Source organism: Paracidovorax citrulli (assembly GCF_900100305.1).
Taxonomy (GTDB): domain Bacteria; phylum Pseudomonadota; class Gammaproteobacteria; order Burkholderiales; family Burkholderiaceae_C; genus Paracidovorax; species Paracidovorax citrulli.
Genome location: NZ_FNEY01000004.1, coordinates 159,525 through 174,341 on the forward strand (window position 1 = coordinate 159,525; position 14,817 = coordinate 174,341).

General features: G+C 70.6%; 16 protein-coding genes. 9 read left to right on the plus strand and 7 right to left on the minus strand.

Annotation, left to right across the window (positions count from 1 at the left end; all coding sequences use genetic code 11):
• Positions 1-136: 136 nt before the first annotated feature.
• The 3 genes from BLR99_RS04270 to gpmA form a co-directional block, all read right to left on the minus strand.
• Positions 137-892 carry a HesA/MoeB/ThiF family protein gene (locus BLR99_RS04270; RefSeq protein ID WP_017438033.1) on the minus strand — a complete coding sequence of 252 codons (756 nt, stop codon included), beginning with the start codon at positions 890-892 and terminating at the stop codon, positions 137-139.
• A gap of 138 nt (positions 893-1,030) precedes the next feature.
• Positions 1,031-2,470: a S41 family peptidase gene (locus tag BLR99_RS04275; RefSeq protein ID WP_011796891.1), complete on the minus strand. Its 1,440-nt coding sequence runs from the start codon at positions 2,468-2,470 to the stop codon at positions 1,031-1,033.
• A gap of 165 nt (positions 2,471-2,635) precedes the next feature.
• Positions 2,636-3,379: a 2,3-diphosphoglycerate-dependent phosphoglycerate mutase gene (gpmA, locus tag BLR99_RS04280; protein WP_011796890.1), complete on the minus strand. Its 744-nt coding sequence runs from the start codon at positions 3,377-3,379 to the stop codon at positions 2,636-2,638.
• A gap of 81 nt (positions 3,380-3,460) precedes the next feature.
• Here gpmA and BLR99_RS04285 point away from each other — a divergent pair, with 81 nt between their 5' ends.
• From BLR99_RS04285 to BLR99_RS04300, 4 genes are all read left to right on the plus strand, one after another.
• Positions 3,461-3,868: a rhodanese-like domain-containing protein gene (locus BLR99_RS04285; protein ID WP_017438034.1), complete on the plus strand. Its 408-nt coding sequence runs from the start codon at positions 3,461-3,463 to the stop codon at positions 3,866-3,868.
• A 55-nt stretch (positions 3,869-3,923) separates the two neighbouring features.
• On the plus strand, positions 3,924-4,181 hold the full coding sequence (gene grxC, locus BLR99_RS04290) for a glutaredoxin 3 (RefSeq protein WP_011796888.1): 258 nt from the start codon (positions 3,924-3,926) through the stop codon (positions 4,179-4,181).
• 126 nt (positions 4,182-4,307) lie between these two features.
• Positions 4,308-4,766: a protein-export chaperone SecB gene (gene secB, locus BLR99_RS04295; protein ID WP_011796887.1), complete on the plus strand. Its 459-nt coding sequence runs from the start codon at positions 4,308-4,310 to the stop codon at positions 4,764-4,766.
• A gap of 88 nt (positions 4,767-4,854) precedes the next feature.
• Positions 4,855-5,883 (plus strand): NAD(P)H-dependent glycerol-3-phosphate dehydrogenase, encoded by a 1,029-nt coding sequence (locus BLR99_RS04300; protein WP_017438035.1) that lies wholly within the window; start codon positions 4,855-4,857, stop codon positions 5,881-5,883.
• A gap of 276 nt (positions 5,884-6,159) precedes the next feature.
• Here BLR99_RS04300 and panC read toward each other — a convergent pair whose 3' ends face one another.
• Together panC and panB are read right to left on the minus strand one after the other, a co-directional pair.
• Positions 6,160-7,008: a pantoate--beta-alanine ligase gene (panC, locus tag BLR99_RS04305; RefSeq protein ID WP_017438037.1), complete on the minus strand. Its 849-nt coding sequence runs from the start codon at positions 7,006-7,008 to the stop codon at positions 6,160-6,162.
• Between the two features lie 57 nt (positions 7,009-7,065).
• Positions 7,066-7,956 (minus strand): 3-methyl-2-oxobutanoate hydroxymethyltransferase, encoded by an 891-nt coding sequence (panB, locus tag BLR99_RS04310; RefSeq protein WP_011796884.1) that lies wholly within the window; start codon positions 7,954-7,956, stop codon positions 7,066-7,068.
• Positions 7,957-8,085: 129 nt separating this feature from the next.
• Here panB and nadC point away from each other — a divergent pair, with 129 nt between their 5' ends.
• The 5 genes from nadC to BLR99_RS04335 all read left to right on the plus strand — a co-directional run bounded on the left by nadC (position 8,086) and on the right by BLR99_RS04335 (position 13,953).
• Complete coding sequence (nadC, locus tag BLR99_RS04315; RefSeq protein ID WP_046060790.1) at positions 8,086-8,979, plus strand: carboxylating nicotinate-nucleotide diphosphorylase; 894 nt, start codon at positions 8,086-8,088, stop codon at positions 8,977-8,979.
• A gap of 103 nt (positions 8,980-9,082) precedes the next feature.
• The gene (nadA, locus tag BLR99_RS04320; protein ID WP_017439669.1) at positions 9,083-10,210 is read left to right on the plus strand and encodes a quinolinate synthase NadA; all 1,128 of its coding nucleotides are present in this window, start codon (positions 9,083-9,085) and stop codon (positions 10,208-10,210) included.
• Positions 10,207-12,006, plus strand: a complete 1,800-nt coding sequence (locus BLR99_RS04325; RefSeq protein WP_046060789.1) for a chorismate-binding protein — start codon at positions 10,207-10,209, stop codon at positions 12,004-12,006. Before nadA ends, BLR99_RS04325 begins: the two co-directional genes overlap by 4 nt.
• A gap of 242 nt (positions 12,007-12,248) precedes the next feature.
• On the plus strand, positions 12,249-12,743 hold the full coding sequence (locus BLR99_RS04330) for a hypothetical protein (protein ID WP_046060830.1): 495 nt from the start codon (positions 12,249-12,251) through the stop codon (positions 12,741-12,743).
• 1 nt (position 12,744) lies between these two features.
• On the plus strand, positions 12,745-13,953 hold the full coding sequence (locus BLR99_RS04335) for a hypothetical protein (RefSeq protein ID WP_046060788.1): 1,209 nt from the start codon (positions 12,745-12,747) through the stop codon (positions 13,951-13,953).
• A gap of 62 nt (positions 13,954-14,015) precedes the next feature.
• Here BLR99_RS04335 and BLR99_RS04340 read toward each other — a convergent pair whose 3' ends face one another.
• Both BLR99_RS04340 and BLR99_RS04345 read right to left on the minus strand, forming a co-directional pair.
• Positions 14,016-14,375, minus strand: coding sequence for a 5-carboxymethyl-2-hydroxymuconate Delta-isomerase (locus BLR99_RS04340; protein WP_011796878.1), 360 nt, complete (start codon positions 14,373-14,375; stop codon positions 14,016-14,018).
• A gap of 38 nt (positions 14,376-14,413) precedes the next feature.
• Complete coding sequence (locus tag BLR99_RS04345; RefSeq protein ID WP_011796877.1) at positions 14,414-14,791, minus strand: 6-pyruvoyl trahydropterin synthase family protein; 378 nt, start codon at positions 14,789-14,791, stop codon at positions 14,414-14,416.
• Positions 14,792-14,817: the final 26 nt, after the last annotated feature.

Here is a 14,817-nt window from a genome sequence, read left to right on the forward strand (position 1 = left end):
GGTGCCGTTGAAGGCGCCAGGTGGGAGAGGTTGATCACGGCTCTACTTTATAGGGAGAGAGCCGGCATTCTGCCAGCAGCAGGGTGTTACCCCGGTAGGATTTCTCCTACCGTCACCCTTCGCCATGCAGCGTGCCTCACGTGCCGCCGCTTCCGCACACCGGGCAGGACGGATCGCGGTGGGCGCGCATGGTGGTCCACTCCATGGACAGTCCATCCAGCATGAGCAGCCGGCCTGCCAGCGGCTTGCCTGCGCCGCAGAGCAGCTTGAGGGCCTCCGCGGCCTGCATGGCGCCGACGATGCCGACCATGGGTGCGAAGACCCCCATCGTGGAGCAGAGTACTTCCTCGAAGGCGGCGTCCGGAGGGAACAGGCAGGCATAGCAGGGCGCATCGGATGCGCGCGGGTCGATCACCGTGATCTGGCCATCGAAGCGGATCGCCGCGCCGGCTACCAGCGGTACGCGGTGCCGCACGCACGCGGCATTGACGGCCTGCCGAGTCGCATAGTTGTCGCTGCAGTCGAGGACCACGTCCGCGAGCGGCACATGGGCATCGAGCCATGCCGCGTCGGCGCGCAGCGGCAGCCCGTCCACCTGCACCCCGGGGTTGATGGCTCGCACGGCGTGCGCGGCCGACGCCACCTTGGGCTGGCCGACACGCTCCGTGGTGTGTGCGATCTGCCTCTGCAGATTGGTCAGGTCCACGGTGTCGGCATCGACCAGGGTCAGGCGGCCCACGCCCGCCGAGGCCAGGAAGAGCGCCGCGGGCGATCCCAGGCCGCCGGCCCCGATGACCAGCGCATGCGCCGCGAGCAGGCGCTCCTGCCCTTCGATGCCGATCTCGTCGAGCAGGATATGGCGGGAGTAGCGCAGGAGCTGGTCGTCGTTCATGGAGCGTGGTGCTGGCGGTAGCGTTGGCGAAGGGGCAGGGGCGAAGCCGTTGTGGGGTTGCCTGGCGCGCAAAGGCGCAAAGCAAAAAGGCCGGACCCCCTGGAGCCCGGCCCTTTTCGGAAGGATGCTGCCTGCCGGTCAGTTGTCCTTCTTCTCTTCCTTGCGCTCCGTCTGCGTCTTGCTGACGACGACGGTCAGTCCCTTGAGCTGGTTGAGGGCCTGGGTGAGCTGGAAGTCCTTGTCGGTTCCGAACTCCGGCATCTTGTTGCGCTCGGCGGCGGGCTTCTTCGCCTCTTCCTCCAGGCGCTTGCGGGCTTCTTCGCGGGCCTTTTCGCGGGCGGCGTCCTTCTGCTCCTCGCCCTGTCCGCTGGTCAGGTGCTTTTCGAGGTCCGCCTCGCGCATGCGCAGCGCGGCGAAGGGATCACCGTCGGGGCTGTCGTCCACCATGACGTCGGGCACGATGCCCTTGGCCTGGATGGATTTGCCGCTGGGCGTGTAGTAGCGCGCCGTGGTGAGCTTGATGCCGGTGTCCGGACCCAGCGGGCGGACGGTCTGCACCGATCCCTTGCCGAAGGTCTGGCTGCCCATGATGGTGGCGCGCTTGTGGTCCTGCAGGGCTCCGGCCACGATCTCGCTGGCCGAGGCGGAGCCTTCGTTCACGAGCACCACCAGCGGAACGTTCTTGAGCGCCGCGGGCAGCCGCTTGAGCGGGTCGCCGGCGCCGCGGCGCTGGTAGAACTCGGGGGAGGCCTTGTAGACCGCCTTGCTTTCCGCGAGCTGGCCGTTGGTGGAGACGACGGTCACGTTCTCCGGCAGGAAGGCCGTGGAGATGGCCACGGCCGCGTCGAGCAGGCCGCCGGGGTCGTTGCGCAGGTCCAGCACCATGCCCTTGAGGTTCGGATCCTGGCGGTAGATTTCCTCGACCTTGCGCACGAAATCGTCCACCGTGCGTTCCTGGAACTGCGACAGCCGGATCCAGGCATAGCCGGGCTCGACCACCTTGCCCTTCACGGACTGGGTCTTGATTTCCTCGCGCGTGACGGTGACCGGGAAGGTGCGGCTCTCGTCCTTGCGGAAGATGGTGAGCGTGACCTGGGTGTTGGGCTCGCCGCGCATCTTCTTCACGGCTTCGTTGAGGGCGAGCCCCTTCACGGCCGTGTCGTCGATCTTGGTGATGAGGTCGTTGGTCTTCAGGCCCGCACGGAAAGCCGGAGAGCCTTCGATGGGCGAGACGATCTTGATCAGGCCGTCTTCCTGGGTGATCTCGATGCCCACGCCGACGAAGCGGCCGGTGGTGCCCTCTCGGAATTCCTTGAAGGACTTCTTGTCGAAGTACTGGGAATGAGGATCGAGGCTGGACACCATGCCGGAGATGGCGTCGGTGATGAGCTTCTTGTCGTCCACGGGCTCGACGTAGTCGGTCTTGACGAGGCCGAAGACCGCGGAGAGCTGCTGGATTTCCTCGAGGGGAAGCGGAGCCATGGCTCCGCGGGCGACGGTCTGCAGGGAGACCGTGGTCAGAGCGCCGGCAACGACGCCGACCGACACCCATCCTGCGATTTTGAGTTTGTGGCCCATTCGAAAAACACCTTTGCCGGTTCTAGGTCCAATATACACCCCTTGGAAAGGGCAGGCGCGGCGCAGTTCCGCGCCCGCGGGGCTTTTTGGCGCATCGTGGCGCACCCCGCGGGGTTTCCCGGGACGGAAGGCCGCCCCGGCACGGCCGCCGACAGGCGGCCTCGGTCAGGCCTTGCCCTGGGACGCCACTGCGGCGGCAGCCTTGGCCGCGGCCTCGGCGTCGCCGAGGTAGTAGTGGCGCAGCGGCTTCAGGTCATCGTCGAGCTCATAGACCAGGGGGATGCCGTTGGGAATGTTCAGCCCGACGATGTCGTCGTCCGAGATGCCGTCCAGGTACTTGACCAGCGCCCGGATCGAGTTGCCGTGGGCGGCCACCATCACGCGCTGGCCCGACCGCATCGCGGGCGCGATGCGCTCGTTCCAGAAGGGCAGCACCCGGGCCACCGTGTCCTTCAGGCACTCTGTGAGGGGGATCTGCTCGGGGTCGAGGCCGGCATAGCGGATGTCGCCGCGCTCGCTGCGCGGATCGCCGGCTTCCAGGGCCGGCGGGGGCGTGTCGTAGCTGCGGCGCCAGACGAGTACCTGCGCATCGCCGTACTGTTTGGCCATGTCGGCCTTGTTGAGCCCCTGCAGGGCGCCGTAGTGGCGCTCGTTGAGGCGCCAGCTGTGCTCCACGGGCAGCCAGGTGCGGTCCATCTCGTCCAGGACGTGCCACAGAGTGCGCGTGGCGCGCTTGAGCACGCTGGTGAAGGCCAGGTCGAACTCGTAACCTTCGGCCTTCAGGAGACGGCCGGCGGTCTTGGCCTGTTCGATGCCGGTGGGCGTCAGGTCCACGTCGGTCCAGCCGGTGAAGCGGTTTTCGAGGTTCCAGGTGGATTCGCCGTGGCGGATCAGGACGAGTTTGTGCATGGTGGCGTGAGAAGCAGTGGATGCGGTCGGGTAAAACTCCGCATTCTAAAATTGCGCGGTTTGCTTTCCCCAAGGACTTCCGTGAATTTCATCATCGACAACTGGTATCTCGTCCTCGTCGCGCTGGTTTCGGGCACGATGCTGCTCCTGCCGGTCTTCCGCGAAGCCGCGGGCGGCTCGCTCACCGCGGCGCGCGCGGTGCAACTCATCAATCGCGAGAAGGCCGTGGTGGTCGATGTCTCCGAGCCCGACGAGTTCGCGGCCGGCCATGTCGGCGGCGCCAAGAGCGTGCCGCTGGGCCTGCTGGAGGAACGCCTGCCCCAGGTGGTCAGGAACAAGTCGGTGCCGCTCGTGCTGGTATGCGCCAAGGGCGCCCGGGCGCAGCGCGCGGTGGTGGTGGCCAGGAAGCTCGGCTATGAGAAGGCCGAGGCGCTCGCGGGCGGGCTGAAGGCCTGGCGCGAGGCCGGCATGCCGGTTGAAAAGGCCTGAAGCGGCACCACGTGCTCTTTCGTACCCTCACGCAATCTTCCAGGAAGGCCGCCCCATGCAACCCGTCAAGATGTACACCACCGCCGTCTGCCCCTACTGCATCCGGGCCAAGCAGATCCTCAAGGCCAAGGGCGTGGAGCAGATCGAGGAGATCCGCGTCGATCTCGATCCCGAGGCCCGTTCCCACATGATGGAGGTCACCGGGCGGCGTACGGTGCCGCAGATCTTCATCGGCGACACCCACGTGGGCGGCCACGACGACCTGGTCGCGCTGGACGGCCGCGGTGGCCTGATGCCCCTGCTCGGCGCCTGAAAGGCGCGCTGGCCGGGCGCTGCATAATGCGGCCCCGGGTGCTGCCCGCTGCGGGAACGCGATGTCCCCGGCGGGCTTTGTCTTACCTGCCCCTTTCCCCCGTTTCCGAATCGAAAGAACGACCTCATGTCCGAAGAAAATCCCGTGTTCCAGATCCAGCGCGTGTATCTGAAGGATCTGTCCCTGGAGCAGCCGAACTCGCCCCAGATCCTGCTGGAGCAGGAGCAGCCCAACGTGGACATCCAGCTGGGCGTCGAGGCCGCGCCGGTCGCCGACGGTATTTTCGAAGTGGCCGTGACGGCCACGGTGCAGACCAAGATCAAGGACAAGACGGTGTTCCTGGTCGAGGCCAAGCAGGCCGGCATCTTCGAGATCCGCAACATTCCGGAAGACCAGATGGGCCCGATCATGGGCATCGCCTGCCCGCAGATCGTCTATCCCTACCTGCGCGGCAACATCGCCGACGTGATCACGCGCGCCGGCTTCCCGCCCGTGCACCTGGCGGAGATCAACTTCCAGGCCATGTACGAGCAGCAGCAGTCGCAGCTGGCCTCGGCCGCGCCGACGCCGGGCGTCACGCAGTAATTCTTCCCACCGGGCGCCGCCGCGCGGCGGCGCATCGCAGCCGGGGACTGCGAGCGGTTCCCCTGCCGAAACCGCAACGACATCCCCCATGAAGATCATCGTGTTCGGTGCCGGCGCCTGGGGCACGGCCATGGCCCTCAGCGCGGCCGCGCACCCGGCCGGACATGCCGTGACCCTCTGGGCGCGCGACGGGCGCCAGGCCGACGCCATGCAGGCGGCCCGCCAGAACGCCCGCTATCTTCCAGGCATCGCCTTTCCTGCCGCCCTGGCCCTCGCGAGCGGTGCGCCTTCCGGGGCGCTCGCGTCCTGCCGGGCCGATCTGGCCATCGTCGCGACCCCCATGTCCGGCCTGCGCGGCATGCTGGAGGAACTGCGCGATGCGACCATTCCCGTGGCCTGGCTCTGCAAGGGGTTCGAAGCCGTTCCCGCAGGCGGCGAGACCGCTGCCCAGGGCCTGATGGCGCACGAGATCTGCAGCCAGGTGGCCCCGCGGTTGCGCGCGGGCGCGCTCAGCGGCCCGAGCTTCGCGCTGGAGGCGGCGCAGGGGCGGCCCACCGCGCTGGTGGCCGCCAGCCGCGATGCGCACGTGCGTGAACTGCTCGTGGAAGCGTTCCATGGGCCCACGCTGCGCGTTTACGCCAACGAGGACATCGTGGGCGTGGAAGTGGGGGGCGCCGTGAAGAATGTGCTGGCCATCGCCACCGGGCTGTGCGACGGTCTGGACCTGGGCACGAACGCGCGTGCCGCGCTCATTACCCGGGGTTTGGCCGAGATGAGCCGGCTCGGGCTCGCGCTCGGCGCGCGGGCGGAGACGTTCATGGGGCTTTCGGGGCTGGGCGACCTGGTGCTGACGGCCACCGGAGACCTGTCGCGCAACCGCCGCGTGGGCCTGGCGCTCGCGCGCGGGCTCACACTGGATCAGGCGGTGGAATCGCTCGGCCATGTGGCCGAAGGGGTGTACAGCGCACGGACGGTGGTGCGGCGTGCGGGCCAGCTCGGCGTGGACATGCCGATCGCACGAGAGGTGGTGGCACTGCTGGATGGCCGGTCAACCGCTTCCGAGGCGGTGGCGCGGCTGATGGGGCGCAGTCCCGCGGCCGAGTTGCGCTCCTGCTGAACGCTGCCCGTCCGCGATGCGCCGGCGTGGGTGCCGGAATGCCGGCAGCCCGCGCCATGGATGCGCATCACACGACGCCGAAGAGCATCAGCAGCAGGACGAGGGACAGCGGGACGCCGAGGAGCCACAGGATGATGGGCATGGTCTTTCTCCTGAAAGGTGGGTTGAAGATGCCTCTACCTTAAGACCCGCATGCCCTGTGGATTGTGCGCACGGGGCACCTGCCGGCGTAGGTGCGCACCTTCCCGCCGCGCGGGATATCTCGTGTCGAGCTGCTCAGAATTCGAAGTTGTCGATGAGCCGTGTCGAGCCCAGCCGGGCCGCGCCCAGGGCCACCAGCGTGCCCGGCCGCGGTGCGGTATCGGGGCGCTGCAGGTCGGCCCTGCGACGCACCACGAGATAGTCGGGCTGCCAGCCCTGGCCGCGCAGCGCGTCGCTCGCCGCGGCCTCCAGCCCGGGCCAGTCGGCGACGGGGCGCGAGAGTGCGGCATCCGACAGGGTCCGCAGGGCGCGCGCCAGCTCCACCGCCTTGGTGCGTTCGGCCGGCCCCAGGTAGCCGTTGCGCGAGCTGAGGGCGAGCCCGTCCGGGGCGCGGCAGGTATCCCCCGCCACGATGTCCACCGGCAGGGCGAACTGCTCCACCATGCGGCGGATCACCATCAGCTGCTGGTAGTCCTTCTTGCCGAACAGGGCCGTTCCGCCGCCGGTCGTGCCGAAAACGGCGGAGAACAGTTTCATGACCACGGTGCAGACACCCGTGAAGAAGCCGGGGCGGAAATGCCCTTCGAGCAGGTCGGCCAGCAGCGGATCGGGCTGGACCTTGAAGGTCTGTGCCTGCGGGTAGAGGTCCGCCTCGCGCGGGGCGAAGAGGATGTCGCAGCCCGCGGCCTCCAGTTGCGCGCGGTCGGCTTCCCAGGTGCGGGGATAGCTGTCGAAATCCTCGTGGGGCAGGAACTGCAGGCGGTTGACGAAGATGCTGGCGACGGTGACGTCGCCGAGCGTGCGGGCCTGCCGCACCAGGGACAGGTGTCCTTCGTGCAGGTTGCCCATGGTGGGGACGAAGGCCGGGCGGCCCCGGCTGGCGAGCGCGGAGCGCAGATCGGCGATGGAGTGTGCGATGAGCATGAAGGAACGGCTGGAAAGGCGGCAGGGCGGCCGGAAGCGGCGGGAGGGCAGGAGGCGCTACCAGGCGTGCAGCGCGTCGTCGGGGAAGCGCCCAGCCTTGACGGCCTGCACGTAGGCTTCGATCGCGCCGCGCACGCTGCCGGCCTGGGCCATGAAATCGTGCGCGAACTTCGGGTTCTTGCCGAGGTTCACGCCCAGCATGTCGTGCAGAACCAGCACCTGGCCGGCCGTGCCGCTGCCGGCGCCGATGCCGATGGTGTGACAGCGCGGCAGGGCGTCGGTCACCTCGCGCGCCAGGGTGGCGGGCACCATCTCGAGCACCAGCATGGCGGCGCCCGCGTCCTGCAGTTCGTTGGCCTGGCTGCGCAGCGCGCGCGCGGCCTCGTCGCTGCGGCCCTGGACGCGGTAGCCGCCCAGGGCGTGCACCGTCTGAGGGGTCAGGCCCAGGTGCGCGCAGACCGGCACGCCGCGCTCGACCAGGAACCGGACGGTGGGCGCCGTCCAGCCGCCGCCTTCGAGCTTGACCATGTGCGCGCCGGCCTGCATCAGCGTGCAGGCGCTGCGCATGGCCTGTTCGGGACCTTCCGCGTAGCTGCCGTAGGGCAGGTCGGCGATCAGCCAGGCCGTGCCCTGCACCCGGTGCAGGCCCCGCGCCACGCTGGCCGTGTGGTAGGCCATGGTGTCCAGCGACACGCCGACGGTGCTGGGCAGGCCCTGGCAGACCATGCCCAGCGAATCGCCCACGAGCAGGCATTCCACGCCTGCCGCATCGGCCACCGCGGCGAAGGTGGCGTCATAGGCCGTCAGCATGGTGATCTTCTCGCCGGCCTCGCGCATCTGCGCCAGGCGCGGCAGGCTCACGGGGCGGCGCTGCGGCAGCGGGGAGGCAGGAGGCAGGGTGCCGTAGGGCGTGGCGGCGTTGGCGGGGGTCGGCGTTGGCGCGGTCATATCAATCCTCGGGAAACGCGAATGAGCCGCGAGTCTAAGCCGGCGTCGGGGCCGGCCCGCCGGAGTGTTCTCCCGGAGGCAGGGGGGCACCCGCGTCGGCGGTGCGCGTTGCCGGTATGCTCGCGTCCCATGACGAATTTGTTTCAGCCAGCCGCCGTCCCGGCCGGCGATGCGCAATGGCAGGCCACGGTGCAGGCCGACGTGGCCCGTGCCCTGGAAGAGGACGTGGGAGCGGGCGACCTGACCGCCGCCCTGATCGATCCGGCGCGGCGCGCGCGCGCGCGCGTGCTGGCCCGTGAAGAGGCCGTGATTTGCGGCGCCCCCTGGGCCGAGGCCGCGCTGCGTGCGCTGGATCCGGACGTGCGGCTCACCTGGCGGGTGGCCGAAGGCCAGCGCTGCACGGCCGACCAGGTGGTGCTGGAGATCGAAGGCCAGGCGCGGGCGCTGCTGAGTGCAGAGCGCACGGCGCTCAATTTCCTGCAGATGCTGTCGGCCGTGGCCACCAAGACCCGGCGCTACGTCGATGCCGTGGCGGGTACCCGCGCGCAGATCGTGGACACGCGCAAGACCCTGCCCGGACTGCGCCTGGCGCAGAAGTACGCCGTGCGCATGGGTGGGGGAACCAACCACCGCATCGGGCTGCACGACGCGGTGCTCATCAAGGAAAACCACATCGCCGCCGCGGGAGGCGTCACGGCCGTGCTGCATGCGGCGCGTGCCGCGGCCGCGCAGGCGAAGTTCATCGAGATCGAATGCGAGACGCTGGAGCAACTGGACGAGGCGCTGTCGGCCGGCGCCCGCATGGTGCTGCTGGACAACATGCCGCTGCCGATGCTGCACGACGCCGTGCACCTGAATGCCGCGCATCCCGCGGGGCCGGCCATCCTGGAAATTTCCGGGGGCGTGACGCTGGAGGGCCTGCGCGCGCTGGCCGAGACGGGCGTGGACCGTATCTCCATCGGCACGCTGACCAAGGACGTGAAGGCCACCGATTTTTCGATGCGCATGCAGGATCCGGCCTGAGCCACCCGCTGGCCGCCGCGCCGCCCCGCTCGCCGCCGGTTCGCCGCGCGTTTTCCGAAACCCCAACGAGGCCCCGCAGAACCGGCCCGATAGCCACCCCGCCATGACCACCGATACTCTCGCCCTCAAGCCCGTGGAATACGAACAGCCCGCCAGCGAGGGCGGGGGGGCATGTTCCACCCGCCACGCCTGGGCTCGCGTGCCCGCGGAGCCCCTGCCGGCCGAACGCGCCGCGCTCAAGGAGCGCATCCGCGCGCTGCTGCGCGAGAAGAACGCGGTGATGGTGTCGCATTACTACGTGCATCCCGACCTGCAGGACCTGGCGGAGGAAACCGGCGGCATCGTCAGCGATTCGCTGGAGATGGCCCGCTTCGGGCGCGACCACGCCGCGCAGACGCTGGTCGTCTCGGGGGTGCGCTTCATGGGCGAGACGGCGAAGATACTGTCGCCCGAGAAGACGGTGCTCATGCCCGACCTGGACGCCACCTGCTCGCTGGACCTGGGGTGCCCCGTGGACGCATTCAGCGCCTTCTGCGACGCGCATCCGGACCGCACCGTGGTCGTCTATGCCAACACCAGCGCCGCGGTGAAGGCGCGGGCGGACTGGCTGGTCACTTCCAGCTGCGCGCTGGAGATCGTGGGCGCGCTGCATGCCGCCGGCCACAAGATCCTGTGGGCGCCCGACCGGCACCTGGGGGCCTACATCCAGCGGGAGACCGGGGCGGACATGCTGTTCTGGAACGGCGCGTGCATCGTGCACGACGAGTTCAAGGCGGCGGAGCTGGAGGCGCTCAAGCGGGAGCATCCGCAGGCCCGGGTGCTGGTGCATCCGGAGAGCCCGGCCGAGGTGGTGGCCCTGGCGGATGCGGTGGGCTCCACGAGCGCGATCCTCAAGGCGGCGCGCGAGATGGACGCGCGCGAGTTCATCGTGGCGACGGACAACGGGATGATGCACAAGCTGCGTGCGCTCAATCCGGACAAGGTGTTCCACGAGGCGCCCACGGCCGGCAACAGCGCCACCTGCAAGAGCTGCGCGCACTGCCCCTGGATGGCCATGAACGGCCTGGCCGACGTGGCTCGCGTGCTGGAGACCGGCGCGAATGCCGTCCATGTCGATCCTGCCCTGATTCCGCGTGCGCGCCAGCCCATCGACCGCATGCTCGCGTTCACCGCGGCGCTCAAGGGGGGGCAGCCCGCGGGCGCCCTGGTGCCGCGCATCGGCGCGGCATGACCTCTTCGGCCCGCATCGATTTCTCCACGCCGCTGGACCCGGCGGCACCGCGGCTGCGCCTGGCCTTCGCGGAGCCGCGCGAGGTGCTGGTGGCCCGCTCGCTGCAGGAGGTCCGCCCCGTGCTCGATGCGGTGGACGCCGCAGCGCGGCGGGGGGCATGGTGCGTGGGCTACCTGCGCTACGAGGCGGCGGGGGCGTTCGATGCGGCGCTCGCGACGCACCCGGCCGGCGGGCCGCTGGCGTGGTTCGCGGTGTATGGCGCACCCTTGCCGGCAGGCCATGCGGCGGGCTGCGACGGCCTGCCCGGGGCCGGCGGTGCGTCCGCGTCGGTGGAGGGCTGGAGCGGGCTGGACCGCCAGGACTTCGACAGGGCCTTCGGGCGCGTCCAGCAGGCCATCCGTGACGGCGAGCTGTACCAGGTCAATTTCACCGCGCCGCTCAGGGGCCGGTTCGAGGGCAGCCCGGCGGCGTTGTTCGGGGCCCTGCAGCGCGCGCAGCCGGACGGGTATGCCGCGCACATCGACACCGGAGACGAACAGGTGCTGTCGGTGTCTCCCGAACTGTTCTTCGACTGGCGTTCGGGGCCGGCGGGCGGGTCGATCCTGGCCCGCCCGATGAAGGGCACGGCACCGCGGGGCGCCACGCCCGAGGCGGACGAGGCCCGGGCGGAGCATCTGCGCACGGCGCCCAAGGAACGGGCCGAGAACGTGATGATCGTGGACCTGCTGCGCAACGACCTCTCGCGCATCGCCGAGCCCCACAGCGTGCGCGTGCCGGCGCTTTTCCGCACCCAGGCGCTGCCCACCGTGTGGCAGATGACGTCGGACGTGACGGCCCGCACACGGCCGGGCACCGGCCTCGCGGATGTGTTCGCCGCGCTGTTTCCCTGTGGATCGGTCACGGGGGCGCCCAAGGTGCAGGCGATGCGGACCATCCGTGCGCTGGAGGCCGCGCCGCGCGGGGTGTACTGCGGGGCGCTGGGGGTGGTGCGCCCCGACGGCTCGCCCGGAGAGGGCGGTATCGCGGCCACCTTCAACGTGCCGATCCGCACCGTGGTGTTGCGTGGCGGCGCGGCGGAATGCGGCATCGGCAGCGGCATCACCTCCGATGCGCGGGCGGGCGCCGAATGGGACGAGTGGCGCCACAAGCGGGCCTTCGTGGAGCGGGCCAGCCAGCCTTTCGAGGTGCTGGAGACGCTGGCGCTGCAGGAGGGAGGTTTCCGCCACCGGGAAGAGCACCTGGCGCGCATGGCTGCTTCCGCCGCGCATTTCGGTTTTCCGTGGGATGCCGGCCGCGTGCATGCCTGTCTGGACGCCCTGGCGGCGGGGCATCCGCGGGGCCGGTGGCGCGCGCGGCTGCTGCTGGATGCCGCCGGCCGGCCGCGCGCCGAAGCCTTCGCATGCCCGGAGGTGGCGACGCCGGTGCGGCTGGCGCTGGCGGACCGGCCTTTCGGCGCTGCGCACAGCGAGTTCGTGCGCCACAAGACCACGCGGCGTACGCACTATGCGGCCTTCGCGCCCGCCGCGCCAGGGGTGTTCGATACGGTGCTCTGGAACGAGGCGGCGGAGATCACCGAGGGAACCTTCGGCAACATCGCGGCGCTGCTGGACGGGCGCTGGGTCACGCCGCCGCTGGCCTGCGGGTTGCTGCCCGGGGTGGGGCGGGCGGTCGCGCTGCGCGAGGGGCGGCTCGTGGAGGCCGTGGTCCGGCTGGAGGACGTGCCCCGTGTGCGCGGATGGGCCTTCCTGAACAGCCTGCGGGGCTGGCTGCCCGCGGAACTGGCCTCCGGGTCCTGAGCGCTCGCCCGGCACCCGGCTTCGGATCCGCGGCCGGCCGCTTCGCATCGCCGTGCATGGTTTCGCGCCGCGCCGCCGGCATGGCTGCCGCATCGATACCCTGCTGGGGCGGACCTGTGGTTGCGGGTCGCGGCATGCCGGGCATCCGTTCCCGGCATGCCGTACGTGCCCGCGCGGGCGTGCTCCAAAAGCGCACGTTGTGGCAGGGACCGCCGCTTTCGATACACGACAAGGATTTCTTCATGCGATCGCCTCACTCGCCCGCGGCAGCCGACAATGGCGCCGCCACGTTCCAGAGCCCGCCGCTCGACACCCATGACTTCATCCGTGCCGCTGCCCGTGCGCTGGGCATGGACAATGCCGGGATCGACCGTGCGGCGGAGGATGGCGGTTGCGCGATCGGTGACCTGCTGATCACGGTGGCGCCGCTGTCCCCGCCTCCCGGCAGGCATGGCGCGATGCCGCAGTCCGAGGTGCAGATGATGCTCACCGTGGTCATGCGGCAGCGGTTCTCCGAGATGCCGGCGCAGGATGCGTCCGCGCTGCTGTCCAACGCGCCCGGGTTGCTGGCGGAGTTCGATGCCGTGATCGGCTGCCTGCCGGAAGGCGAGGCGACCCTGCACCGCCGGGTGACCCTGCCCGCCGGGGATGCCGACGGGCAGGCGCTGGCCCTCGAAATGGTGGCCACCGCGCGCCTGGCCACCCTGGTCTTTTCCCCCGGCATCGCAGGAGGCTGACATGACCGCCCCCATTTCGCGCAAAGGCCCCTCCCTCGGGCCGGATGCGGCGCGCGCCACAGAGACACTTCCTGGGCAAGCCCCGACCGGCCGCCCGTCTTCCGAAGGCCCCGCCGCTCCGGCCGGCCTGGCGCGGCGTGCGCTCCAGCCCCAGGGCGGCGTGGCCGGCAGGACCAGGACCGCGGCCCTGCCGCAGCACCCGGCAGTGGCGCGCCAGGCCGCTTCACCGGCCGGCTCGCCGGTGGCGGCGCAGCGCAAGGCTGCCGCCAGCGCCGCGGATGGCACCCTGCTGCTCGCTGCCCTGCAGCAGGACCTGTCGGTGCCAGGTCACCAGGAGGCCGCCCACGGGGTGGCGATCCTGCACGGACAGGCGGCACTCGCCGGCCTGGACAGGTCGCTGCCATCCGACCTCGCAGGGGCGCGCCGTGGCGCCGAGCAGGCCGCGCTGGCATTCGGCGCCCTGCACGGCGGAGACAGGATGCCGGACGCAGCCGTGGAGGCGTTGCTGGATGGCGCGGCCAGCCGCCGCGCCGAGGCCATGGTCGGCGCCATGGCGCCGCTTCCGCCGTTGCCGTTCGAGCCGATCGACGAACGTGCGATCGTGCCGGACGCCATGGTGCACGGGATGAACGCGCTGGAACCCGCCTCCGGGACGGCGCTGCGCGAGCGGGCCCGCTCCCTGCAGGAGGACATCACGACACCGGGCAGCGACGGCAATGTGCTGGCCGCGCAGATCGCCCTGGGGGCCGCGGGCCATGGCGGGCACGCGGAGGCCGGCCGCCACGTGGGCGCCGCGCTGGTGCTGCGCCTGCAGGCGTCCACCCTGGCGGTGCCGGACCTGGGCGTGCTGGGCGCGGCCGTCTCATCAGGGGCCGTCCGTGGGCAGGCCGCCCTGGCGAAGGTGATGGAAACCGCCGTGGCCGCGCCGCTCTTCATGGTGGAACCCGCGGCCGGGGATGCGGGCGCGCGCGCTCCCAGCCCCGTGCAGGGCCTGCAGGCGCGGCGTGCCGCGCAATCGGTGGGCCGCTCTTCCGCCACGATGGCGGAACTGGCCCGGTCCGTGTCGGCTCCCGGTTCGCTGCCGCAGGCCCGCGCCCTGGCGGAAGATGCGCCGGAGCGCGGGACCCTGCAGCGCAGTGGCCGCGCCGTCGGCCAGTCGATCGGTGCGTTCCAGGCCATCGCATCGCTGATGCGGCCCGTGGCCGGCTGATCCCGGGGCCGGGGAGCCTCCGGGCGCTCGCGCGTGCGGGGCCGGCGGCGGAAAAGGCCAGGTCAGAGCTTTTCCTTGACGTAGGACGCGCGGTCCATGTCCACGATCTCGACGCTGAGCTGGACCATCACGCCGGCAGGCCTGGGCGTGTGTTCGCGCAGGACCGCGCCGACGCGGCCGGCGAGGTCCTGCTTCGCCTCGGGCGTGCGGCCGGAGAGCAGGCGCAGTTGCGCATGCACGAAGGCGCGCCCGGCCGGCTGCGTGCCGATGGCGAACCGCCCGGCGGTGGCGAAGCGGCTCTTGAGGTCGGATTCGACCAGGATCTCGGGGCTGGAGGTGAGGGAGGCATTGACCGCCTCCAGCACTTGCGCTTCGGGGAAGGGGCGCAGGTTGTCGCTGTATTCGATGACGAGATGGGGCATGGCGTCGCAGGGGCTTTGAAGGAAGGGGAAAGAAACGGTCAGCCGCGCGGGCGTGCCAGGTCGAGCACGCAGCCGTCGCCGATGGCCTCGCGCCAGACGCGCACCCGGCTGGGGGCCGGATCGAGGTCGCCGAGCGCGTCGGCGATGAACACGCAGAGATTCTCCAGCGTGGCGGGGCCCAGGCCCGGTACTTCGTCGAGGAGATGGTGGTCCAGCCGTTCTCGCAGCTGGGCGCAGCGCGCGCGCAGGTGGCCCAGGTCGATCACCATGCCCGTGGCGGGGTGGCGCGGGCCGGTGACGGAAATCTCCGCGTGGTAGGTGTGGCCGTGGATGCGGCGGCTGCCTTCGGCTTCGATTTCGCGCTGCAGCGTGTGCGCGGCATCGAAGAAGAAGCGTTGGTGGACGGTGAACAGCATGGTCGGGAGACGAAAGCGGAAAAACG